Source organism: Pseudomonas eutrophicaquae, assembly GCF_023544715.1.
Classification (GTDB): Bacteria; Pseudomonadota; Gammaproteobacteria; order Pseudomonadales; family Pseudomonadaceae; genus Geopseudomonas.
Genome location: NZ_JAMJEZ010000004.1, coordinates 53,389 through 75,832, shown reverse-complemented (window position 1 = coordinate 75,832; position 22,444 = coordinate 53,389). Strand labels below are relative to the sequence as shown.

General features: G+C 68.0%; 11 protein-coding genes and 1 tRNA gene. 7 read left to right on the top strand and 5 right to left on the bottom strand.

The annotated features are described in order from the left end of the window. Nucleotides 1–30: 30 nt before the first annotated feature. Complete coding sequence (locus tag MXC11_RS02965; protein ID WP_284060341.1) at nucleotides 31–1,638, bottom strand: L,D-transpeptidase family protein; 1,608 nt, start codon at nucleotides 1,636–1,638, stop codon at nucleotides 31–33. 180 nt (nucleotides 1,639–1,818) lie between these two features. Between MXC11_RS02965 and MXC11_RS02960 the strand changes: the two genes are divergently transcribed. From MXC11_RS02960 to recD, 4 genes are all read left to right on the top strand, one after another. Continuing rightward, the gene (locus tag MXC11_RS02960; protein WP_250005056.1) at nucleotides 1,819–2,562 is read left to right on the top strand and encodes a murein L,D-transpeptidase catalytic domain family protein; all 744 of its coding nucleotides are present in this window, start codon (nucleotides 1,819–1,821) and stop codon (nucleotides 2,560–2,562) included. A gap of 84 nt (nucleotides 2,563–2,646) precedes the next feature. Then, a complete protein-coding gene (recC, locus tag MXC11_RS02955; protein WP_250005054.1) occupies nucleotides 2,647–6,192 on the top strand; it encodes an exodeoxyribonuclease V subunit gamma in 3,546 nt (1,181 codons plus the stop codon). Then, nucleotides 6,189–9,884 (top strand): exodeoxyribonuclease V subunit beta, encoded by a 3,696-nt coding sequence (gene recB, locus MXC11_RS02950; RefSeq protein WP_250005052.1) that lies wholly within the window; start codon nucleotides 6,189–6,191, stop codon nucleotides 9,882–9,884. The genes recC and recB overlap by 4 nt, the downstream gene beginning before the upstream one ends. After that, nucleotides 9,881–12,040 (top strand): exodeoxyribonuclease V subunit alpha, encoded by a 2,160-nt coding sequence (gene recD, locus MXC11_RS02945; RefSeq protein ID WP_250005050.1) that lies wholly within the window; start codon nucleotides 9,881–9,883, stop codon nucleotides 12,038–12,040. The genes recB and recD overlap by 4 nt, the downstream gene beginning before the upstream one ends. Before the next feature lie 35 nt (nucleotides 12,041–12,075). Here recD and MXC11_RS02940 read toward each other — a convergent pair. Together MXC11_RS02940 and MXC11_RS02935 are read right to left on the bottom strand one after the other, a co-directional pair. Continuing rightward, a tRNA-Asn gene (locus MXC11_RS02940) sits at nucleotides 12,076–12,151 on the bottom strand. A 68-nt stretch (nucleotides 12,152–12,219) separates the two neighbouring features. Then, nucleotides 12,220–13,416: an amino acid aminotransferase gene (locus MXC11_RS02935; protein ID WP_250005048.1), complete on the bottom strand. Its 1,197-nt coding sequence runs from the start codon at nucleotides 13,414–13,416 to the stop codon at nucleotides 12,220–12,222. 184 nt (nucleotides 13,417–13,600) lie between these two features. On the opposite strand from MXC11_RS02935, the gene uvrB reads away from it, so the two are divergent. Then, nucleotides 13,601–15,610, top strand: a complete 2,010-nt coding sequence (gene uvrB, locus MXC11_RS02930) for an excinuclease ABC subunit UvrB (RefSeq protein WP_250005046.1) — start codon at nucleotides 13,601–13,603, stop codon at nucleotides 15,608–15,610. Nucleotides 15,611–15,665: 55 nt separating this feature from the next. On the opposite strand, the gene MXC11_RS02925 is transcribed toward uvrB, so the two are convergent. Further along, nucleotides 15,666–17,603: a transglycosylase SLT domain-containing protein gene (locus MXC11_RS02925; protein WP_250005043.1), complete on the bottom strand. Its 1,938-nt coding sequence runs from the start codon at nucleotides 17,601–17,603 to the stop codon at nucleotides 15,666–15,668. A gap of 138 nt (nucleotides 17,604–17,741) precedes the next feature. Between MXC11_RS02925 and MXC11_RS02920 the strand changes: the two genes are divergently transcribed. Further along, nucleotides 17,742–19,658, top strand: a complete 1,917-nt coding sequence (locus MXC11_RS02920; RefSeq protein ID WP_250005040.1) for an ATP-binding cassette domain-containing protein — start codon at nucleotides 17,742–17,744, stop codon at nucleotides 19,656–19,658. Nucleotides 19,659–19,709: 51 nt separating this feature from the next. Here MXC11_RS02920 and MXC11_RS02915 read toward each other — a convergent pair whose 3' ends face one another. Continuing rightward, complete coding sequence (locus MXC11_RS02915; protein WP_250005037.1) at nucleotides 19,710–20,147, bottom strand: universal stress protein; 438 nt, start codon at nucleotides 20,145–20,147, stop codon at nucleotides 19,710–19,712. Between the two features lie 145 nt (nucleotides 20,148–20,292). Between MXC11_RS02915 and fadB the strand changes: the two genes are divergently transcribed. Continuing rightward, nucleotides 20,293–22,443, top strand: coding sequence for a fatty acid oxidation complex subunit alpha FadB (gene fadB / locus MXC11_RS02910; RefSeq protein ID WP_250005034.1), 2,151 nt, complete (start codon nucleotides 20,293–20,295; stop codon nucleotides 22,441–22,443). The last annotated feature ends 1 nt before the right edge of the window (nucleotide 22,444 follow it).

The following is a 22,444-nucleotide window of genomic DNA, read 5'->3' as shown; positions in this document are numbered from 1 at the left end:
CTCGGTCATCCGGCTCCCCGGTTCTGCCGTTCAGCGTAGACCCTGATGAATGGCGCGATCCAGTGCCACGCGCAGGCGCTCGTCCGCGTGGTAGAGGTCAGGGCGAAAATGCAGGGCATCGTCCTCGACGCTCGCGGTCCAGTAGGCCATCAGGATCGGCAGGGCGCGCGGCAGATTGACGTTGCGGGTCTCGCCACTGTCCTGCCACTGGGCGATGCGTTGCCGCTGTGCGGCGCTGCTGCTGTCCAGCAGCAGATCGGTCAACTGCGCCGCTCGCTCGACCCGCACACAGCCGGAGCTGAAGACCCGTGGCAGCTTGTCGAACAGCGCCTGGCTCGGCGTGTCGTGCAGATAGACCGAAAACGGATTGGCGAAGCGGATCGCCACCCGCCCCAGCGGGTTATGGCTGCCGGCCGTCTGGCGCAGCAGGATCGGCCCGGGGCGTGACCAGTCGATCTGCTGCGGGTCGAGACGATTGCCGGCGTAATCCAGCACCTGCATATGGTTGCGGGTGAGATACCCCGGATCGTTACGGATTTGCGGCAGCTTGTCCTTGGTGAAAATGGTCGGTGGCACGGTCCAGGTCGGGTTGAGGGTCAGGTGACTCAACCGCGATTTGAGCGGCGGTGTCGGGCGCTCCGCCCGACCGACCTGGCTGCGCGCCTGCCAGAGCAGGCGCCCCTCCCGGTACAGCTGCAGCTGGGCGCCGGCGATATCGACCAGCAGCAGATCCGGCTCCAGCTCGCGGGCCAGCCAGCGCCAGCGCTCCAGATTGACGCGCAGCTGATCGCGGCGCTGCAGCGGCGAGACGTTCAGCTCGCGCAGGGTCGCTGGGCCCAGCACCCCATCATCCTGCACGTGATGCGCCCGCTGAAACGCCTTCAATGCCTCGACCAGTGCGCTGCTATACAGCGTCTCCTCTTCAAGGGGATCGCGCTCGGCCAGATAGCCGCCGGCTTGCAGGCGCTGGGCGAGGGCCGGTACCCGTGGGTCGTGCCGCCCCGGCCGCAGTAGCGGTCCTTGTTCCAGCGGCTCCCACTGGGCCAGCGGCTGCTGGCGGACGGCCGCATAGGCCGCGCGCAGCGCCTGGTACTGCGGCGCGGCCGGGCGCGCCTGGGTGAAGGTGGCGGGCAGATCTTCCAGCCCGGCCAGGGCGTGCGCCGGATCGGGGAGCGCGCGCTTGGGTACGGTCACGCTGGGTGCGTGCCAGAGTGGCTCGCTCTGCTGCGGGTCCAGTCGTCCCTGGGCCAGATGCTGCAGAGCGCGCAGGTAAGCACTGCTGGTCAGCAGCTCCTGGCAGGAACGGGCGGTTTGCGCCGGCGCCTCGCGCAGTAGATCCAGGGCATATTCGCGGGGCTCCAGGCCATCATCGGCCAGTGCCGCAAGCTCTGTGTGCAACGCCTGCAGACGCGCCGGCGTCCACTGCGGTTGCTCGCCAGCCGCCTGGTAGAAGCCGCGCAGCGTCTGGTGCAGCGCCTCGTCCAGGCGCAGGGGCAAGGGCTGGCAGGTCGCCGCCAGTTCGGTACTCGGCTGCTTGAGCAGATCCCCCAGCGTGGCCGGATCCGGCGCTGCATGGGCGCTATGCAGATGGCTGATCAGCAGCAGGCTGGCCAGCCAGGGGAGGTATTTTTCGGACAAACGCACCACTCCACAGGCATTTCGCTGAGTAGAATGCCCGAACTTTGCGTCGCGAGCATGTCTTGTCTGCCGCGCCGTAGACTGTCCGGGACGACGCCTTAACGACAGGATGCCCCGCCGCAGCAGCGTCGCCGCGCCATGGCCGCCGCCGCTCTGCCGATCACCGAGGACCGCCCAGCCATGACCCGACGCCTGCTGCGCATGCTTGCGCTGACCGCCGGCCTGTGCACCTTGCTTGCGCCTGCCCTGAACCACGCCGCCGAGCGCCCCCGTATCCCCGCCACCCTCGATCCCACCTTCACACGCCTGGCCCGTGCGGCGCCAGATCTGGATCGCCGGGTCCTGCGCCATGCACTGGCCGCCATGCGCTGCGCGATCAACAACGGCGCTGATCCGGCCGAGCGTCTGGCCGTGATCGACTATTCGCGCCCCTCGACCGAGCGCCGCCTGTGGATCTTCGATCTGGCCAGCCAGCGCCTTTTGCTGCAGGAGCTGGTGGCGCACGGCAAACAGTCCGGCGATAAGCACGCCACGCGCTTCTCCAATACCGAGGGCAGTCACCAGTCGAGCATTGGCCTGTTCCGCACTGCCGAGAGCTATCACGGCCAGCACGGCTACTCACTGCGCATGGACGGCCTTGAGCCCGGCATCAACGACCGCGCCCGCCAGCGGGCCATCGTCATTCATGCGGCTGACTACGTCGATCCGGCCTGGATCAGCCGTCACGGGCGCATCGGCCGCAGCCAGGGTTGTCCGGCGGTGCGCCCGGAAGTCGCGCGTCGGGTGGTCGATAGCCTCAAGGGCGGGCAGTTCATGTTCTCCTGGTACCCCGACCAGCGCTGGCTGCAATCCTCGGCCTATCTGAACTGTCAGCCACAGCGCGTGGCGGGCATCCTCGCCCGATACGGCAACACGTCGGGCTGACGCACCGTGGTTTGCCGGGTCGCGACACGTTTTGTCGTGGCCCGGTGGCACAATGCCTGCCTCTGTCGGTTGAGGGAGCAGGACATGCAGGACAACGAACTGACGCCGGGTCTGATGGTGATCCACGGCAATCGCCTGGAGACGCTGCGCGAACTGGCGGTGGAGTGGATGCGCCGCCATCCGCTGGCGCCGCTGGAAAACGACGTGATGCTGGTGCAGAGCAACGGCATCGCCCAGTGGCTGAAGCTGGCGCTGGCCGGGCAGCAGGGCTTGGGGATCGCCGCCGCCGTGCAGGTCGAGCTGCCGGCACGCTTTCTCTGGCAGAGCTACCGCACGGTACTCGGCAGCGACAGCATTCCCCGCGAGTCGCCGCTGGACAAGGCGCCGCTGACCTGGCGCCTGCTGCGCCTGCTGCCGGATCTGCTGGCCGACGACGCCTTCGCACCGCTGCAGCATTTTCTTGATGGCGACCACGACCTGCGCAAGCGCCACCAGCTGGCCGAACGGCTCGCTGACCTGTTCGATCAGTACCAGGTGTACCGCGCCGACTGGCTGGCCGACTGGTCCGCGGGCCGCGATCAGCTACAAGATGCCCGCGGGCAGGTGCGGCCGCTCGACGAGGCGCTGCGCTGGCAGCCGGCGCTGTGGCGCGCGCTACTGGCCGATGTCGGTCGTGATCAGGCGGCCGAGAGCCGCGCCGGGGTGCATCCGCGCTTTCTGGAGGCGCTGCGCGGCGCCGAGCAGCGGCCACACGGCTTGCCGCGCCGGGTGATCGTGTTTGGCATTTCTTCGCTGCCGGCCCAGGCAGTCGAAGCGCTGGCGGCGATGGCGCGCTTCAGCCAGGTGCTGCTCTGCGTCCACAACCCCTGCCGGCATCACTGGGGCGACATCGTTCCCGATCAGGATCTGCTGCGTCACCAGTACCGTCGCCAGCAGCGCAAGGGCGGCCGGCTGCCGAGCCTGTCGGCTGACGCGCTGCACCAGCATGCCCACCCGCTGCTGGCCGCCTGGGGCAAGCAGGGGCGTGACTACATCAACCTGCTTGATCAGCACGATGATCCTGAGCACTACCGTGAGCGTTTTGCCGCCATCGGTCAGCGTATCGACCTGTTCGACGAGGACGAGGCGCCGGGTCATCTGCTCGGCCAATTGCAGAGCGACATCCTCGAACTGCGCAGCCTTGAGGAAACCCGCACGCAGTGGCCCGCCGTCGATCCGGCCTGCGATCACTCGCTGCGCTTTCACATCGCCCACAGCGCCCAGCGCGAGGTGGAGATTCTCCATGACCAGCTGCTGGAGGCCTTCGCCACCGACCCGGCGCTGCGCCCGCGCGACATCATCGTCATGGTCCCCGACGTCAACACCTACGCGCCGCACATTCAGGCGGTGTTCGGTCAGTATGCTCAGGAGGACTGGCGTTACATCCCCTTCACGCTGTCCGATCAGGGGCAGCGCGGCTGCGAGCCGCTGCTGATTGCGCTTGAGCATCTGCTGAAGCTGCCGGAGAGCCGCCTGAGTGTCAGCGAAGTGCTCGATCTGCTCGATGTGCCGGCGCTGCGCGCACGCTTTGGCATCGATGAGCGCGAGCTGCCGACCTTGCAGCGCTGGATCGAGGGCGCCGGCATTCGCTGGGGGCTGGATGCCGAGCGCCGTGCCGCCCTTGGCCTGCCGGGCGATCTGGAGCAGAACACCTGGCGTTTCGGCCTGCGCCGCATGCTGCTTGGCTACGCGGTGGGGCAGGGCGCGGCCTGGGGCGAAATCGAGCCGTTCGATGAGATCGGCGGTCTGGACGCGGTGCTGATCGGCCCGCTGGTGCGCCTGCTCGATGCGCTCGATGCGCTCTACGCGCGTCTGGCCCAGCCGGCCCCGCCCGCCGCCTGGGGCGAGATCCTACGCGAGTTGCTCGCAGGTTTCTTCAGTGCCGGGGAGGCCCGCGATGAGCTGCTGCTCGGCCAGCTGCAGGAAGCGTTGGACGACTGGCTGGCGCTCTGCGAGGGCGTGAACCTTGAGGAAGCGCTGCCGCTGAATGTGGTGCGCGAGGCCTGGCTGGGCGCACTGGATCAGGGTCGCCTCAGCCAGCGCTTTCTCGCCGGCGCGGTGAACTTCTGCACCCTGATGCCAATGCGCGCCATCCCGTTCCGCATGGTCTGTCTGCTCGGCATGCACGATGGCGAATACCCGCGCAGCGTCACCACGCTGGACTTTGACCTGATGGCCGGCGACTACCGCCCCGGCGACCGCTCACGCCGCGAGGACGACCGCTATCTGCTGCTCGAAGCCCTGCTGGCGGCCCGCAAGCGGCTGTACATCAGCTGGGTGGGGCGCAGCGTGCGCGACAACAGCGAGCGGCCCGCCTCGGTGCTGATCGGCCAGCTGCGCGACCATCTGGCCAGCGGTTGGCAGCTGGTCGAGACCGATCCGGCCTGCCAGCCGGACCCCTTGGACAAGACGCCGCCGCTGCTCAAGGCGCTGACCACCGTGCATCCGCTGCAGCCGTTTGGCCGCGCCTATTTCATGGGCGAGCACTTCATGGACAAGCAGCCGGCGCTGTTCAGCTATGCCCGCGAATGGGCGACGCTGCACGAGGCGCCGCTGGACAGCCCTGCAGCAGCGGCTGACGCGCCGCTACCGCCCTTGCAGGAGGCACTGGCGCTGACCCCGGAAAGCCTGCAGGGTTTTCTGCGCGATCCGGTCAAGTTCTTCTTCACCCGCCGGCTTGGCGTGCATCTCGACGAGGATGCCCGCGCCCAGCTCGACGAGGAGCCGTTCGGCCTCGATGGTCTAGAGCGTCACCAGCTGCGCCAGGAACTCTTGGAAGCCGCCTGTCTGGCGCTGGATGAAAGCGGGGCGCAGGTCGAGCAGGCACTGCAGGCGGCGGCCGCGCGTCTGGCGCGCAGTGGCCGCCTGCCACTGGCCGGCTTTGGCGAGCGCCTCGGCGCGCACCTGCGTCAGCCGCTGTCCGCTCAGTTGCAGCGCCTGCAGGCGCTCAGTGCACAGTGGCCGCAGCGCCTTGACTCACCGCGCCCGCTGCACTGGTCGCAGCGCGTGAGCCTTGGCGCGGATCAAGGCACGGTCGAACTGACCCTGGACGGCTGGCTCGGCCAGCTGCGCCGCAACCCGGCGGACGCACTGGCACGCATCGAGCTGCAGGCCGGTGCGCTGCGCCACGGCAAGGACTGGAAATGGCACCGCCTGCTGCGCCCCTGGGTACTTCATGTGCTGGCCTGTACCTGCGGCGAATCGCTGACCACTTTGCTGGTCGGCGAGGATGTCAGCGTGCAGATCGCCGCACTGAAGCCGGAGGCCGCAAAGCAGGTGCTCAAGTCCTGGCTGGAGAGTTACGCCGCCGGCCTCAACGCACCGCTGCCGGTGGCGCTGAAGAGCGCCTGCGCCTGGCTCGGCGCGCTGGGCAAGGGCGAGGACAAGGCCGCGAGCGCAGCTGGCAAGGCTTATGACGGCGACGAGCATCAGGGCGGCGGCGAGCGCTATGAGAGCGCCAGCCTGCGCCGCCAGTACCCGGACTTTGCCGCGCTGAGTGCTGACGGCGACTTCGCCGAATGGAGCCAGACGCTGTACCAGCCCTTGATCGCCGCCCCTATTACCATCCTCGAGGAGCAGGAGTGCCCATGAGCCAGCCCACCGCCCCTTCGCGCCCGCTGGCGCTACAACTGCCGCTGCAGGGCAGCCGGCTGATCGAGGCCAGCGCCGGCACCGGCAAGACCTACACCATCTCCGCGCTGTACCTGCGTCTGGTGCTCGGCCACGGCGAGGCGGCCGCCTTTGGTCGTGCGCTGCTGCCGCCGCAGATCCTTGTGGTGACCTTTACCGATGCTGCCACCCGCGAGCTGCGCGACCGCATCCGTGCCCGGCTGGTCGAGGCGGCGCGGGTCTTTCGTGGCGAGGAGCCGGGCGATGACCTGCTCCAGCAGCTGCGCGGCGATATCGATCCGGCCGACTGGCCGGCCCGTGCCCGCGATCTGGAGCTGGCTGCGCAGTGGATGGACGAGGCGGCCGTCTCCACCATCCACAGCTGGTGCCAGCGCATGCTGCGCGAACATGCCTTCGACAGCGGCAGCCTGTTCACCCAGACCCTGCAGACCGACCACAGCGAACTGCTCGCCGAGGTGGCCCGCGATTACTGGCGCCAGCACTGCTATGCATTGGACGGCGCGGCGCTGGACTGGGTGATCAAGCAGTGGCAGCACCCCGGCAGTTTGCTGGGCCAGGTGCGCCCGCTGCTCGGCGAAGGGCTGGCTGCGCCCGGTGAGCCGCTGAGCGAGCGGCTCGGGCGCAATCTGGCCGCGTGCGAGGCGGCGCTCGATCGCCTCAAACAGCCCTGGCGCGATTGGCTACCCGAGGTGCGGACGACCTATGAGCAGGCCAGCGCAGCCGGGCAGTTCAACGGTACCAAGCTCTCCGCCAGCAGCCTTGCAGCGCGCCTGCAGATGCTCGACGACTGGTGCAACGGTACGGGTGAGCTGTCATTCAAGGGCGACTATTTCAAGCGCTTTACGCAGCAGGGTTTAAAGGATGCCTGTGCCAACGGAGTGACTCTGGCAGACCTGAGTCTGAGCGAGCGCGTTCTCGCCGCCCTCAACGATATGCAAACCCTCGAGTCGCGCCTCGCCGCCCTGGCCGGGCCGGGCGACAGCGCCCTGCAGCATGCTGCCGGCTGGATTGCCGCGCGCTTTGAGACGGAAAAGCGCCGCCGCGCGGAAATGGGCTTCGACGACATGCTGGTGCGCCTCGATGCCGCCCTGCAAGGCCCCAATGGCGAGCGTCTCGCCGCGGTGATCCGCGAGCAGTTCCCGGTGGCGATGATCGACGAGTTCCAGGACACCGACCCGCTGCAGTACCGCATCTTTGATGCCATTTACCGCATCGAGCGCAATGCGCCGGATACCACGCTGCTGTTGATCGGCGATCCCAAGCAGGCGATCTACGCCTTCCGCGGTGCCGACATCCACACCTACCTGAAGGCCCGCCGCGCCACCGCTGGGCGGCATGCCAACCTCGATACTAACTTTCGCTCCAGCCATGCGCTGGTCGAGGCGGTCAACCAGGTATTCCTGCACGCCGAGCAGCGCCCGACGGGGCGCGGTGCCTTCCTGTTCCGCGAGCCGGATGACAACCCGCTGCCGTACCTTCCGGTACGGGCGGCCGGGCGCAAGGAGGTCTGGCAGGTCGAGGGCTCTGCGCAGCCGGCGCTGACCTTCTGGCACCTGCCCAGCGAGGCGGCGCTGGCCTCCGGCCACTACCGCACCGAGATGGCTGCGCGCAGCGCCAGCGAGATCGTCCGCCTGCTCGAGCGGGGGCAGCGGGGGCAGGCTGGTTTCCAGCGTGCCGACCGCTTTGAGCCTCTGGCCCCCGGCGACATCGCCGTGCTGGTGCGCGATGGCGGCGAGGCGCGGGCGATCCGCGAGGCGCTGGCGCAGCGCGGGGTGCGCAGTGTCTACCTGTCCGACAAGGACTCGGTATTCGCCAGCCAGGAAGCCCACGACCTGCTGCTTTGGCTGCGCGCCTGCGCCGAGCCGGATGTCGATCGTCGCCTGCGCGCTGCGCTGGCCACCCGTACCCTGGGCCTGAGCCTGGCGCAGCTCGATGAGCTGAGCCGCGATGAGCGCCGCTGGGAGCGGTGGGTCATGCAGTTCCGTGACTACCGCCAGCGCTGGCAGCGCCAGGGCGTGCTGCCGATGCTGCATCGCCTGCTCCACGAGTTGAAGCTGCCGCAGCAGCTGATGAGCCGCCGCGACGGCGAGCGCGCGCTGACCAACCTGCTGCATCTGGCGGAGCTGCTGCAGCAGGCCGCCACCACCCTCGACGGTGAACAGGCGCTGATCCGCCATCTGGGCGAGTTGCTGGAAGGCAGCGGCGATGCGGCCGACGAGCAGGTGCTGCGTCTGGAGAGCGATGCGGCGCTGGTGCGGGTGGTGACCATCCATAAATCCAAGGGGCTTGAATACCCGCTGGTGTTTTTGCCCTTCGTCTGCGCCTTCCGCCCGGCCGAGGCGGGGCGGCCGCAGCAGATCCATGATGGTCAGCAGCGCCGCCTGGTGCTACAGCCGGACGCCGAGCAGCTCGCCCAGGCCGAACAGGAGCGCCTCGCTGAAGACCTGCGCCTGCTCTATGTGGGGCTGACCCGCGCCCGGCATGCCTGCTGGCTGGGCGTTGCCGACATCAAGCGCGGCAACGGCAAGAGCTCCCAGCTGCACCGGTCCGCGCTCGGCTATCTGCTCGGCGGCGGCGCGGCATTGACCGACAGCGCCGCGCTGCCCGGCTGGATCGATCCGCTGCTGTTGCCCGCGGCCAGCGTGCGCTGCCCGGCGCCGGCGGCAGATCCCCAGCGCCTGTGCGATGTGGCAGCCGCGCCCGGTGCGGTGCAGTGGCGCACGCCGGCGCGCAAGGCGGCTGAACACTGGTGGATTGCCTCCTACAGCGCCCTGCGTACCGATGAAGCGCCGGCACCGCTGCAGCGCTTCGAGGACGCCGCCCCGGACAGCCCGGCCGCGCAGAAGATCGCCGACGATGAGCGCGAGCACGTTGCCATGCCGCTGGCGGCCAGCGAGGTGCCGAGCCTGCACCGCTTCCCGCGCGGTCCCAATCCCGGCACCTTTCTGCATGGCCTGCTGGAGCTGGCCGGCCGCGAGGGCTTTGCGGCCTGCGCCGCAGACCCGGCGCGGCTGCGTGAGCAGATCGCCCGGCGTTGCCAGCGGCGCGGCCTCAATGTCTGGATCGAGCCGCTCGGCGACTGGCTGCAGGCGCTGATCGCCCAGCCGCTGGCGCTGGACGCGGGCCGCGCCGTGGCGCTGGCTGAGCTGCAGCATTACCAGCCGGAGCTGGAGTTCTGGTTCGAGGCCCGTGCGGTCGATGTGCCGCAGATCGACCGGCTGGTCTGCCAGCATGTGCTGCCCGGTGTGGCGCGTCCGGCGCTGAGCCGCGACACCCTCAACGGCATGTTAAAGGGCTTCATCGACCTGGTGTTCGAGCACGACGGGCGCTACTACCTGATCGACTACAAATCCAACTGGCTGGGCGAGGGCGATGCCGCCTACAGCGCTGAGGCCATGCAGGCCGCCGTGATGGCGCGGCGCTACGATCTGCAGTACGTGCTGTATCTGCTGGCGCTGCACCGTCAGCTGCGCCTGCGTCTGCTGGACTACGACTACGACACTCACATCGGTGGTGCGCTCTACCTGTTCCTGCGCGGCAGCCGCGGGGCAGCGCAGGGTATCCACCATGCCCGTCCGCCACGGGCGCTGATCGAGGCGCTGGATGCGCTGTTTCGTGGAGCTCAACAACCGATGCCGGAGGCCATAGCATGAGCGAATTACCCTCCCTGTCCAGCGGCCTTGGCCGTGCAGAGCCACTGCAGGATGCCGCCAGTCTGCTGGCACTGCTGGAGGCCTGGGTCGACAAGGGCTGGCTGCGGGCCCTCGACCAGGCACTGGTGACCTTTTTCCACGAGCTGGACGAAGGCAGCCCGCCGCTGGTGCTGCTGGCCGCGGCGCTGGCCAGCCACCAGCTCGGCCACGGCCATGTCTGCCTGGATCTGGCCGCCACCCTGGCCAGCCCGGACTTTGCCATGTCGCTACCGCCAGAAGGCGAGGATGCGGCGCGTGCGACCCTGCTGCCCTCACAAATTCTGACCGGCGTGTCGCTGGCCGACTGGCAGGTGGCACTACAAGGCAGCGCACTGGTGAGCGTGGACGGTCTGGCCTCGGCTGCGCCGCTGGTGCTGCGTGGCGAGCGGCTGTACCTGCGCCGTTACTGGGATTACGAGCAGCGCGTGGCAGAGGCCATCGCCACCCGGCTGGGTGAGTCCAGCGCAGCTCCAGCTGATCTGGAAGTCCGGCTTGCGGGTCTGTTCGGCGAGCCGCCGACGCTTGCCGGCCAGGTGCTGATCGACTGGCAGAAACTCGCCTGCGCGCTGGCCGTGCGCGGGCGCTTCAGCCTGATCACCGGCGGCCCCGGCACCGGCAAGACCACCACGGTGGTGCGCCTGCTGGCGCTGCTGCAGGGGCCGGCGCTGACGGCCGGTCAGCCGCTGCGCATCCGCCTGGCCGCGCCGACCGGCAAGGCTGCGGCGCGCCTCACCGAATCCATCGGTGCCCAGGTCGCCTCGCTGCCGGTGGCGGATGCGGTACGGGCGGCGATTCCCAGTGAAGTCACCACCTTGCACCGCCTGCTTGGCAGCCGGCCGGATAGCCGGCACTTCCGCCACCACGCCGGCAATCCGCTGCCGCTCGATGTGCTGGTGATCGATGAAGCCTCGATGATCGACCTGGAAATGATGGCCTGCGTGCTCGACGCGCTGCCGTCCCATGCCCGGCTGATCCTGCTCGGCGACAAGGACCAGTTGGCCTCGGTGGAGGCCGGCGCCCTGCTCGGTGATCTGTGCCGCGATGCCGAGGACGGCTGCTACACGCCGCAGACCCTGGCCTGGATGCAGGCGCTGCTGCCAGAGGGTGCGGGCGATCTGCTGGCGCTGGCCCGCGCCCAGGGCAGTACGCTGCGTAGCGTCCCGGCCGGGAGCCACCCGCTGGCGCAGCGCACGCTGATGCTGCGCCACTCGCGGCGCTTTGGCAGTGATTCGGGGATCGGCCAGCTGGCCCGCGCGGTGAATACCTGCGATGTACCGCGGGCGCGGGCGATTCTTGCCGCCGGGGGAGCGCTGTTGTCGTCTTCGAGTGAGCCGCCCGCCATGCTGCCTGCGGCCCGCCGTGACCTGCATGCCCTGCGCCTGCGCGGCGAGCAGGACGCCGCGCTGGAGCGCCTGCTGCTGGGTGGCCTGCCGGCCCGTGAGGCCGGTACGCCCCACGGTTATGCCCACTATCTGCAGGTGCTGCAGGCACAGCGCCCGGCCGAGGACTGTCCGCCGACCGATGCCGCGTGGTCGGACTGGGCCCGCCAGGTGCTGGCGGCCTTCGACGAATTTCGCCTGCTCTGCGCGCTGCGCAAGGGCGCCTGGGGCGTTGAAGGCCTCAACCCGCGCATTGCCGCGGCGCTGCAGCGCGCGGGGCTGCTGGAAAACGATCAGGGCTGGTACGAGGGCCGCCCGGTGCTGGTGACCCGTAACGACTACAGCCTGGGCCTGATGAACGGCGACATCGGCATCGCCCTGCGCCTGCCTGAGCCTGCAGAGCCCGGCAAGGCGCCGCGCTGCGTGCTGCGGGTCGCCTTCCCGCGTAACGATGGCTCGGGCGAGCTGCGTTATATCCTGCCCAGCCGCCTGGGTGCAGTGGAGACGGTTTTTGCGATGACCGTGCACAAGTCCCAGGGCTCGGAGTTCACCCACACCGCGCTGATTCTCCCCGATCGCCTGAGCCCGGTGCTGACCAAGGAGCTGCTCTATACCGGCATCACCCGGGCCCGTCGGCACTTCAGTCTGATCGAGAGCCGCCCGTCGGTGTTCGATGAGGCCGCACAGCGCCGGGTGCAGCGGCGCAGTGGCTTGCTGGAGCGTTTGCAGGGGGCATAAAAAAGCCCTTGGTTTTCACCAAGGGCTTTTGAATCTGGCTCCGCGACCTGGACTCGAACCAGGGACCCAATGATTAACAGTCATTTGCTCTACCGACTGAGCTATCGCGGAACAACGGCGCGTATCTTACTGATCAGTAACGGGAAGTCAACCCTTGGCGGGCTGGCTTCCCGACTGGCTCAGAGCACCTCGACGATGGCGCGGGTCACCACGTCAAGGTTCTGGCTGTTCAGCGCGGCCACACAGATGCGCCCGGTGCCAACGGCGTAGATCCCGAACTCGTTCTTCAGGTGCTCGACCTGCTCGGGCGTAAGGCCGGAGTAGGAGAACATGCCGCGCTGCTCGTTGACGAAGGCAAAGTCGCGCTTGGCGCCGAGGGCGGCCAGTTGCTCGACCATGCTGCTGCGCAGTTGCTTGATGCGCTGGCGCATCTCACCCAGTTCTTCTTCCCAGAGGGCGCGCAGTTCCGGGCTGTTGAGCACCGCAGCCACCACGCTGGCACCGTGGGTCGGCGGGTTGGAGTAGTTGGTGCGAATCACGCGCTTGACCTGCGACAGCACGCGGCCGGCTTCTTCCTTCGAGGCGGTGACGATCGACAGCGCGCCGACGCGCTCGCCATACAGCGAGAACGACTTGGAGAAGGAGCTGGCGACAAAGAACGCCAGTCCCGAGGCGGCAAACAGGCGCACCGCTTCGGCATCCTCGGCGATGCCATCGCCAAAGCCCTGATAGGCGATATCGAGGAACGGCACGTGGTTGCGCTCGCGCACCACCTCCAGCACCTGTTGCCAGTCGGCCGAGGTCAGGTCGGCACCGGTCGGGTTGTGGCAGCAGGCGTGCAGCAGGACGATGGAGCGCTCTGGCAGGGCACGCAGATCTTCCAGCATGCCGGCAAGATTCAGGCCCTGGGTCGCGGCGTCGTAGTAGCGGTAGTTCTCGACCGTGAAGCCGGCGGACTCGAACAGCGCGCGGTGGTTCTCCCAGCTCGGGTTGCTGATCGCCACCACAGCGTCAGGCAGCAGGCGCTTGAGGAAGTCTGCGCCGGTCTTCAGCGCGCCGGTGCCGCCGAGCGACTGGGTGGTGACCACGCGGCCTTCGGCCAGCAGCGGCGAGTCTTCGCCAAACAGCAGCTTCTGCACGGCGCTGTCGTAGGCGGCGATGCCCTCAATCGGCAGGTAGCCGCGTGGTGCGCGGGCTTCCAGGCGGGCCTGCTCGGCCAGGGTCACGGCGCGCAGCAGCGGGATGCGGCCTTCCTCGGTGAAGTACACGCCCACGCCCAGGTTGACCTTGTGTGGACGAGGGTCGGCATTGAAGGCTTCGTTGAGGCCCAGGATCGGATCACGGGGCGCCATTTCGACGGCAGAGAACAGGCTCATGTACGGCAGCTCGCAGGGGAGAGGGTTGGCGGGATGGCACCCGGCTGCTCGGCAGGCTGGGGGTGCGCAGAATGGGGCGGTATTATAGACAGCCCCATCCCGGTGCGGCGATATGCAGCACCGGCTAAATCCGTGCGCAGGCGGCGGTTGCCGGTCGCCTGCGCATGCCGGTCCCGAGGTGTGCATGTCTTCGTTCAAGCTCGTTACCCGTTTCACGCCGGCAGGCGATCAGCCCGAGGCGATTCGCCAGATGGTCGAGGGTCTGGAGGCGGGGCTGTCGCACCAGACCCTGCTCGGGGTGACCGGCTCGGGCAAGACCTTCAGCATCGCCAACGTGATCGCGAAGGTGCAGCGCCCGACGCTGATCCTCGCCCCGAACAAGACCCTCGCCGCGCAGCTTTACGGCGAGTTCAGAAGTTTCTTCCCCGATAACGCAGTGGAGTATTTCGTCTCCTACTACGACTACTACCAGCCGGAAGCCTACGTGCCGTCCTCGGACACCTATATCGAGAAGGATGCCTCGATCAACGATCACATCGAGCAGATGCGCCTGTCGGCGACCAAGGCGCTGCTCGAGCGCCCGGATGTGATTCTGGTCGCCACCGTGTCCTCGATCTACGGTCTGGGCGATCCGGCCAGCTACCTGAAGATGGTGCTGCACCTGGATCGGGGCGATCGGATCGATCAGCGCACCCTGCTGCGCCGCCTGACCGAGCTGCAGTACACCCGCAACGACATGGATTTTGCCCGCGCGACCTTTCGGGTGCGTGGCGATGTGATCGACATCTACCCGGCCGAATCGGAGCTGGAGGCGATCCGCATCGAGCTGTTCGATGACGAGGTGGAGAGCATCGCGGCGTTTGATCCGTTGACCGGCGAGGTGATCCGCAAGCTGCCGCGCTTCACCTTCTACCCCAAGAGCCACTACGTGACCCCGCGCGAGACGCTCTTGGAGGCGGTCGAGCATATCAAGGTCGAACTCAAGCAGCGCCTGGAATACCTGCGCGCCCACGACAAGCTGGTCGAGGCGCAGCGGCTGGAGCAGCGCACCCGCTTTGATCTGGAGATGATTCTGGAGCTGGGCTACTGCAACGGCATCGAAAACTACTCGCGCTACCTGTCCGGTCGTGAGCCGGGCGCGCCGCCGCCGACCCTTTACGACTACCTGCCGGACAACGCGCTCTTGGTGATCGACGAATCCCACGTCAGCGTTCCGCAGGTCGGCGCCATGTACAAGGGCGACCGTTCACGCAAGGAAACCCTGGTGGAATACGGCTTCCGGCTGCCCTCGGCGCTGGATAACCGGCCGATGAAGTTCGAGGAATGGGAGGCGGTCAGCCCGCAGACCATCTTCGTCTCCGCCACCCCCGGCCCCTACGAGGCCGAGCATGCCGGGCGGGTGGTCGAGCAGGTGGTGCGCCCGACCGGGCTGGTCGATCCGCAGATCGAGGTGCGCCCGGCCAGTACCCAGGTGGACGATCTGCTCTCGCAGATCCGCCGCTGCGTGGCCGCCGAGCAGCGGGTGCTGGTCACCACCCTGACCAAGCGCATGGCCGAGGACCTGACCGATTACCTGAGCGATCATGAGGTGCGGGTACGCTATCTGCACTCGGACATCGACACCGTCGAGCGGGTGGAGATCATTCGCGATCTGCGCACCGGGGTGTTCGATGTGCTGGTCGGCATCAACCTGCTGCGCGAGGGCCTGGACATGCCCGAGGTGGCGCTGGTGGCGATCCTTGATGCCGACAAGGAAGGCTTCCTGCGCAGCGAGCGCTCGCTGATCCAGACCATCGGCCGTGCGGCGCGTAACCTCAATGGCCGGGCGATCCTCTATGCCGACAACATGACCGGCTCGATGCAGCGCGCTATTGATGAGACCGAGCGGCGCCGCGCCAAGCAGATCGCCTTCAACGAGGCGCATGGCATCGTGCCGCGCGGGGTGAAGAAGGACGTGCAGGACATCCTCGAAGGGGCGGTGGTGCCGGGTGCACGCAGCCGCAAGCGGGTGGCCAAGGCCGCGCAGGAGGGCGCCGAGGAGGCCGCCAAGCTGCGCTCGCCGAGCGAAATCACCAAGCGCATCCGCCAGCTCGAGGAGCAGATGTATGCGCTGGCGCGCGATCTGCAGTTCGAGGAGGCGGCTGCGCTGCGTGATGAGATCCAGAAACTGCGCGATCAGCTGCTCAAGCTGTGACGCGCGCCGGGCAGGGCGCTGATATACATCCTGCCCGGCGGCTCTTGGCCGCGCCTCAGCGCTGGCTCAGGGTCAGCTCGTGGGGGTCGAGCAGCGGGCGCGGGTTGCCCAGTTTTTCCCCGTAGATCACCGCGTAGGTCAGCACATTCTGCACATACTGGCGGGTCTCATCGAATGGGATGGTCTCGATCCACACATCAAAGGGCAGCTGCTCATGGCCCCGCAGCCACTGGCGGACCCGGCCGGGGCCGGCATTGTAGGCGGCCGAGGCGAGGATCCGGTTGCTGCCGAACTGGCGGTAGACCTGACTGAGATAAGCCGCGCCGAGCTGGATGTTGACTTCCGGGGCGTAGGCCTGCTGCGGCGAGCGCAGCGGGATGCCAAAGCGCTGCGCGGTTTCCTTGGCGGTCGCCGGCATCAGCTGCATCAGGCCCATGGCGCCGACATGGGAGCGGGCATCGGCCATGAAGGCACTTTCCTGACGAGTGATGGCAAATACCCAGCTCGGGTCCAGACCCCGGGTCTGCGCTTCGCGGTCCATGCTCTGGCGATGGGCCATCGGGAAGCGCACCTCCAGATCGTCCCAGTACTGCGCCTGGGTGATGGCGCGGATCGCTGGGAAGTGCCAGCCGAGTTCATGGCCGAGCCGGGCCTGGGCGAGCAGTTCCTCGCGGTTGAACAGGCGGCTGGCGTGCAGCCATTCGCGGCGACTGTCGGCGATCAGGCCGCGAGCATGCAGCTCCACGGCGCGGCGGATCGCCGGGCTGTGGCGGATCCGCTGTATCACCTGTGTATCCACGCTGGCCGGCTTGTGATTGAGCCGGTAGGGCACGCGCAGCTGGTCAGCGGCGAGAAAGCCGTAGAAGTCCCGCTCCTCAGCCACCTGACGGTACAGCGCCAGGGCCTCGCGCTGACCGGGGCGCGACAGTTGCAGGGTGCGCGCCTGCCAGTAGCGCCAGCGGTTGCTGGCGGCCAGCTCAGCCGGGATGCGCTGGGTCAGCTGATGGGCTTCGGCAAAGCGCTGCTGGCGCAGCAGCAGGCGGATGCGCCACTCACTGAGCGCGCTGTCACGCAGTTGCGGGTCGTAGCGCTCCATCACCGCCAGCGCCTGGGGATCAAAACGACGCGCCAGCACCAGCCCGATGTCGCGGGCCACGGCCAGGCGCTGTACTTCATCGAGAGGCAGGGCGCGGCTGTAGACCTCAAGCAGCGTCAGGGCCTGCTGGGGATTCTGCCGGGCCAGCCGGCGCAGGCTGAGGGTGACGATCTCGCCACTGGCCGGATGGCCCGGCGCGAAGCGCTCGCGCTGCGCCAGCAGTTCCGGCTTGCGGCCTACCTCGATCAGCTGCTGGGCCGCCGCGGCGCGTTCCGCCCCCAGCCCCTTGTGCAGAAAGCCCGCCAAAGCGTAATTGCGCGCCTCGACCGCCAGCACCAGACGCTGCCAGCGCAGCGATTCTGTGAGCCCGCCGCTGCTCCGCCAGAGGCTGAACAGCCGGTCGCATGACTCGGGCTGTGACTGCCCGGACAGCCACAGGCGCTGGGCGGTGACCGCGCCATCAGCGGCCTGACCGTGGTGGTACTGGTACTCGCCGAACATGCAGTCCAGCTCGGCGAACTCCAGCGCCGGGTCGTAATGGCGGATGAAGGTCGGCCAGTCCCCGCGCTCGGCCAGGCTGCGCAGCCAGCGCAGCTTCAGATGACGGCTTTGCGGCAGGTCCGGGTGTTCGATGAGAAAGCGCTCGATCTCGGCGGCGCTGGCGCTGGCCTCGCGCAGGGTCAGGGCTTCATAGGCGAGGTATGGCTCCAGCACATAGCCCTCAAGGGCCTGGCGATGGCGCAGGTAGGGCGCGGGGTCCTGCTTGGCCAGCGCCCGCTTGGCTTCGTCATAGAGCAGGCGTTGCTGGGTGAGAGCGCTGTTGGCCCATGTCTCGCTGCTGATGCCAAGAAGCGGGATCAGCAGGCCGGCGAGCAGGGCAGGAAGGCGGGTACGCATGGCAACTCCAGGGCGTTGCAGCCGTGACAGGCGAGGTGACGCCGGCGCACACAGGTGCCGACGGTTAACGCCACGATTGTCCCCCGCCGCGGGCACGGGCGCTAGAATGCGCATCGCCTTTAGCCTTGAGAATCCGCCATGACGTTGCTGAAATTCACCGATGTATCCCTTGCTTATGGCACCACGCCGCTGCTGGACGGCGTGTCCTGGCAGATCGCCCGCGGCGAGCGGGTGTGCATCATCGGCCGCAACGGCACCGGCAAATCCAGCCTGCTCAAGCTGGTCAAGGGCGAGCAGCGTCCGGACGATGGCGAGATCTGGCGCGCGCCGACCCTGCGCATCGGCGAGCTGCCCCAGGAGTTGCCGCCCGCCGATGCGCGCACGGTGTATGACGTGGTCGCCGAGGGGCTGGCCGAGGTCGGCGCGCTGATCGCCCGTTACCATCACCTGTCCCAGCATATCGAGGGCGAGGACGACCTTACCGAGCTGTCGCGGGTGCAGCAGGCCCTGGAAGCCCGTGACGGCTGGCGTCTGCAGCAGCTGGTGGAGAACACCCTGAGCCGCCTGCAGCTGCCGGCCGACAAGACGCTGGCCGAGCTGTCCGGTGGCTGGCGCCGCCGCGTGCTGCTGGCCCAGGCACTGGTCGCCGAGCCGGATCTGCTGCTGCTCGACGAGCCGACCAACCATCTGGACATCGGTGCCATCGCCTGGCTGGAAGAAGCGCTGCTCGGCTTCAACGGCGCGGTGCTGTTCATCACCCACGACCGTGCCTTCCTGCAGAGCCTGGCCACGCGCATCCTCGAACTGGACCGTGGCCACCTGATCGACTGGAACGGCGACTACGCCAGCTTCCTGCTGCACAAGGAGCAGCAGCTGGCCGCCGAGGAAGCCGCCAACGCGCTGTTCGACAAGCGTCTGGCCCAGGAGGAGGTGTGGATCCGCCAGGGCATCAAGGCGCGGCGTACCCGCAACGAAGGCCGGGTGCGCGCGCTCAAGGCGATGCGTGCCGAGCGTGCCGAGCGCCGCGAGCGCCAGGGCAAGGCGAACATTCAGCTGGAAACGACGGACAAGTCCGGCAAGCAGGTGATCGTCGCCGAGCAGGTCGGTTTCGCCCATCCGGGCGGCGAGGCGCTGATCCGCGATTTCTCCATGGTCATCCAGCGCGGCGACCGCATTGGTCTGCTCGGTGCCAACGGCACCGGCAAGACCACCCTGCTCAAGCTGCTGCTCGGCGAACTGCAGCCGACTTCCGGCAGCGTCAAGGCTGGCACGAAGCTGGAAGTGGCCTACTTCGACCAGCTGCGCAACCAGCTCGACGGCGAGAAGACGGTGATCGACAACATCTCCGAAGGCCGCGACTTCATCAGCATCGATGGCCAGAACCGCCATGTGCTGAGTTATCTCGGCGACTTCCTGTTCAGCCCGCAGCGCGCCCGTTCGCCGGTCAAGGCACTGTCCGGCGGCGAGCGCGCCCGCCTGCTGCTGGCCAAGCTGTTCAGCAAGCCGGCCAACCTGCTGGTGCTCGACGAACCGACCAACGATCTGGACGTGGAAACCCTCGAACTGCTCGAGGAAGTGCTGCTCGGCTTCCCCGGCACCGTGCTGATGGTCAGCCACGACCGGGCGTTCCTCGACAACGTGGTGACCAGCACCCTGGTGTTCGAGGGCGAGGGCCGGGTGCGCGAGTACGTCGGCGGCTACCAGGACTGGCTGCGCCAGGGCGGCTCGCCGCGTCTGCTCGGGGTCGGCAAGGAGGAGGGCGACAAGCCGGTGCGCGAGCCGTCTGCGGTCGCTGCCGAGAAACCCGCCGAGCCGGCTCCCGCGCCCGCTGCGGCGCGCAAGAAGCTCAGCTACAAGGAGCAGCGCGAGCTGGACGCGCTCCCGGGGCAGATCGAAGCACTGGAGCTGGAGCAGGCCGCGCTGCAGGAGGAAACCGCCACCCCGGCGTTCTACCAGCGCCCGGCCGAGGAAACCCGCGCCGCGCTGGCGCGTCTGGATGCGCTGGCGGCCGAGCTGGATCGTCTGCTGGAGCGCTGGGCCGAGCTGGACGGCTGAACCCCCCGTAGTCCCTTACGGGCGGTCGCGGACTGACAAGGCCGGTGGGTGTCAGTCCTTTTTCAGATGCACCGCCAGCACATCGCAGGGGGCGGCGTGCAGCAGGTCGTTGGAGGTCGAGCCGAGCAGCAGGGCCAGACCATGACGACCGTGGCTGCCGGTGACGATCAAGTCGCACGGCAGCTCGCGGGCCAGGCGGTGGATTTCCTGACGCGGCTGGCCGAAGACCAGATGGCAATCGTCACGCTTGAGCTGCGGGTGGCGGGCGGCAAAGCCGTCCATGCGCTCGCGGGCCTGATCGATCTGCTGCTGCTGCAGGGCGGACAGATCCATCGGCACATCGCCGCCGAAGGCCATCGCCATCGGCTCGACCACATGCACCAGCGACAGGCGCGCCTGGCAGGCGCTGGCCAGTGCGCTGGCGCGCTCGATGACCAGATGGCAATCCTCGGCCATGTCGATGGCGACCAGCAGGTGTGTGTAGGTCATGGGCAGAGACTCCTTATGCGGGGATTTGCCTCAGTATGGCCCAGCTGCGCCAGCGGTGAGTAGAAAAGCACCGCGCGGCCCTCGATTGACAAGCTCCCGCTGCTTGGCCGAAGGTGCAGGGCATCATGCACATGGAGATGCCGCCATGATCTACCAGGGCAAAGCCATTCGCGTCACCGCGCTGGCCGACGAGATTGCCGAGCTGTGCTTCGACCGCGAAGGCGAGACGGTGAACAAGTTCGATCGCCTGACACTCAACGAGCTGAACGAGGCGGTGCAGGCGCTGCGCACGCATGTGCCGCTGCGCGCCGTGCTGGTGACCAGTGCCAAGGACGGGTTCATTGTCGGCGCGGACATCGGCGAATTTCTCGACAGCTTCCGCCAGCCAGCTGAGGTGCTGCAGGCGTGGCTGCAGCAGTCGGCTAGTTATTTCAGCGCCTTTGAGGATTTGCCGGTTCCCAGCGTGGCGGCCGTGCACGGTGTGGCGCTCGGCGGTGGGCTGGAGATGGCCCTGGCGGCGGATTTTCGCGTGCTGGCCGAGGATGCGCGGGTCGGGCTGCCGGAGGTCAAGCTGGGCATCAACCCAGGCTTTGGCGGTACGGTGCGGCTGCCGCGGCTGATCGGCGCGGACAACGCCATCGAGTGGATCGCCACCGGCAAGGAGCACGATGCGGCGGCGGCGCTGCGCGTCGGGGTGGCCGATGCCGTGGTGGCCCGTGCTGCGCTGCGCGATCAGGCGCTGGCGCTGTGCCGGCGGGCGATAGCCGGTGAGCTGGATTACCGGGCGCGGCGCCAGCTCAAGCAGGCGCCGCTGCAGTTGGCGCCGGTCGAGCAATTGATGGTGTTCGAGACCGCCCGGGCATTCGTCGCCGCCCAGGCCGGCCCGCACTATCCGGCGCCGCTGCAGGCGGTGAAGACCCTGCAGCAGGCCGCCACCCTGGATCGTGAGGCCGCGCAGGTCGTCGAGGCGCAGGCCTTCGTCAAGCTGGCTGGCACCGAGGTGTCGCGCAGCCTGGTCGGTCTGTTCCTCAATGATCAGTTGCTGAAGAAGAAGGCGCGCGCTGCCGAGCGCGCCGCGCGGCCGGTGCGTCAGGCGGCGGTGCTGGGTGCCGGGATCATGGGCGGCGGGATTGCCTATCAGTCGGCGCTCAAGGGCACACCGATCCTGCTCAAGGATGTGCGCGAGCAGGCGCTGCAGTTGGGGCTGGATGAGGCGGCCCGCCTGCTGGCGCGGCGTGTCGAGCAGGGGCGAATGACGGTGCTGGAGATGGCCAACGTCCTCAACAGCATCCGCCCGACCCTCTCCTATGGCGATTTTGCCGGTGTCGATCTGCTGGTCGAGGCGGTGGTAGAGAATCCCACCGTCAAGCGCAGCGTGCTGGCCGAGGTCGAGCAGCAGGTGGGTGAGGAGGCGATCCTCACCAGCAACACCTCGACTATCTCCATCGATCATCTGGCCGAGGTGCTCAAGCGTCCGGAAAACTTCTGCGGCATGCACTTCTTCAACCCGGTACACCGCATGCCGCTGGTCGAGGTGATTCGCGGCCGGCAGAGCAGCGAGCAGACCATTGCCACGGTGGTGGCCTGGGCGCGGCGGATGGGCAAGACGCCGGTGGTGGTCAATGACTGCCCGGGGTTTCTGGTCAACCGCGTGCTGTTCCCGTACTTCGCCGGATTCACCCGCCTGCTGGCGATGGGCATCGACTTTGCCCGCATCGACCGGGTGATGGAACGTTTCGGCTGGCCGATGGGGCCGGCGTACCTGCTGGATGTGGTCGGCATCGATACCGCGCACCATGCCCGTGCCGTGCTGGCCGCCGGTTACCCCGAGCGCATGCAGGAAACCACGCGCACCGCGCTGGATGCGCTGTATGACGAGGGCCGGCTCGGGCAGAAAAGTGGCCGCGGCTTCTACCGCTATGAGGCGGAGGCGGGCGGCAAGCCGAAGAAGCAGTCAGACCCGAGCGTCGAAGCTTGTCTGGCGCCGCTGGTCGGTGAAGTGCGCGAGCTGAGTGACGAGGAGATCGTCGCGATCCTGATGCTGCCGCTGTGCCTTGAGACCGTGCGTTGCCTGGAGGAGGGCGTGGTGGCTAGCGCTGCCGAGGCGGACATGGGGCTGATCTACGGCCTGGGCTTCCCGGCATTTCGCGGCGGTGCGCTGCGCTATATCGAGTCGCTGGGACTGGCCGAGTATGTGGCGCTGGCTGATCGACATGCCGCGCTGGGCGCGTTGTACACCCCGACCGCCCGGCTGCGCGAGATGGCCGCCAGCGGTCGTACCTTCTACGGACAGTGAG

Excerpts from the sequence above, each read along its gene's own strand:
- MXC11_RS02960 (WP_250005056.1), top strand. The coding sequence starts at position 1,819 with ATGACCCGACGCCTGCTGCGCATGCTTGCGCTGACCGCCGGCCTGTGC.
- recC (WP_250005054.1), top strand. The coding sequence starts at position 2,647 with ATGCAGGACAACGAACTGACGCCGGGTCTGATGGTGATCCACGGCAAT.
- recB (WP_250005052.1), top strand. The coding sequence starts at position 6,189 with ATGAGCCAGCCCACCGCCCCTTCGCGCCCGCTGGCGCTACAACTGCCG.
- recD (WP_250005050.1), top strand. The coding sequence starts at position 9,881 with ATGAGCGAATTACCCTCCCTGTCCAGCGGCCTTGGCCGTGCAGAGCCA.
- MXC11_RS02935 (WP_250005048.1), bottom strand. The coding sequence starts at position 13,416 with ATGAGCCTGTTCTCTGCCGTCGAAATGGCGCCCCGTGATCCGATCCTG.
- uvrB (WP_250005046.1), top strand. The coding sequence starts at position 13,601 with ATGTCTTCGTTCAAGCTCGTTACCCGTTTCACGCCGGCAGGCGATCAG.
- MXC11_RS02925 (WP_250005043.1), bottom strand. The coding sequence starts at position 17,603 with ATGCGTACCCGCCTTCCTGCCCTGCTCGCCGGCCTGCTGATCCCGCTT.
- MXC11_RS02920 (WP_250005040.1), top strand. The coding sequence starts at position 17,742 with ATGACGTTGCTGAAATTCACCGATGTATCCCTTGCTTATGGCACCACG.
- MXC11_RS02915 (WP_250005037.1), bottom strand. The coding sequence starts at position 20,147 with ATGACCTACACACACCTGCTGGTCGCCATCGACATGGCCGAGGATTGC.
- fadB (WP_250005034.1), top strand. The coding sequence starts at position 20,293 with ATGATCTACCAGGGCAAAGCCATTCGCGTCACCGCGCTGGCCGACGAG.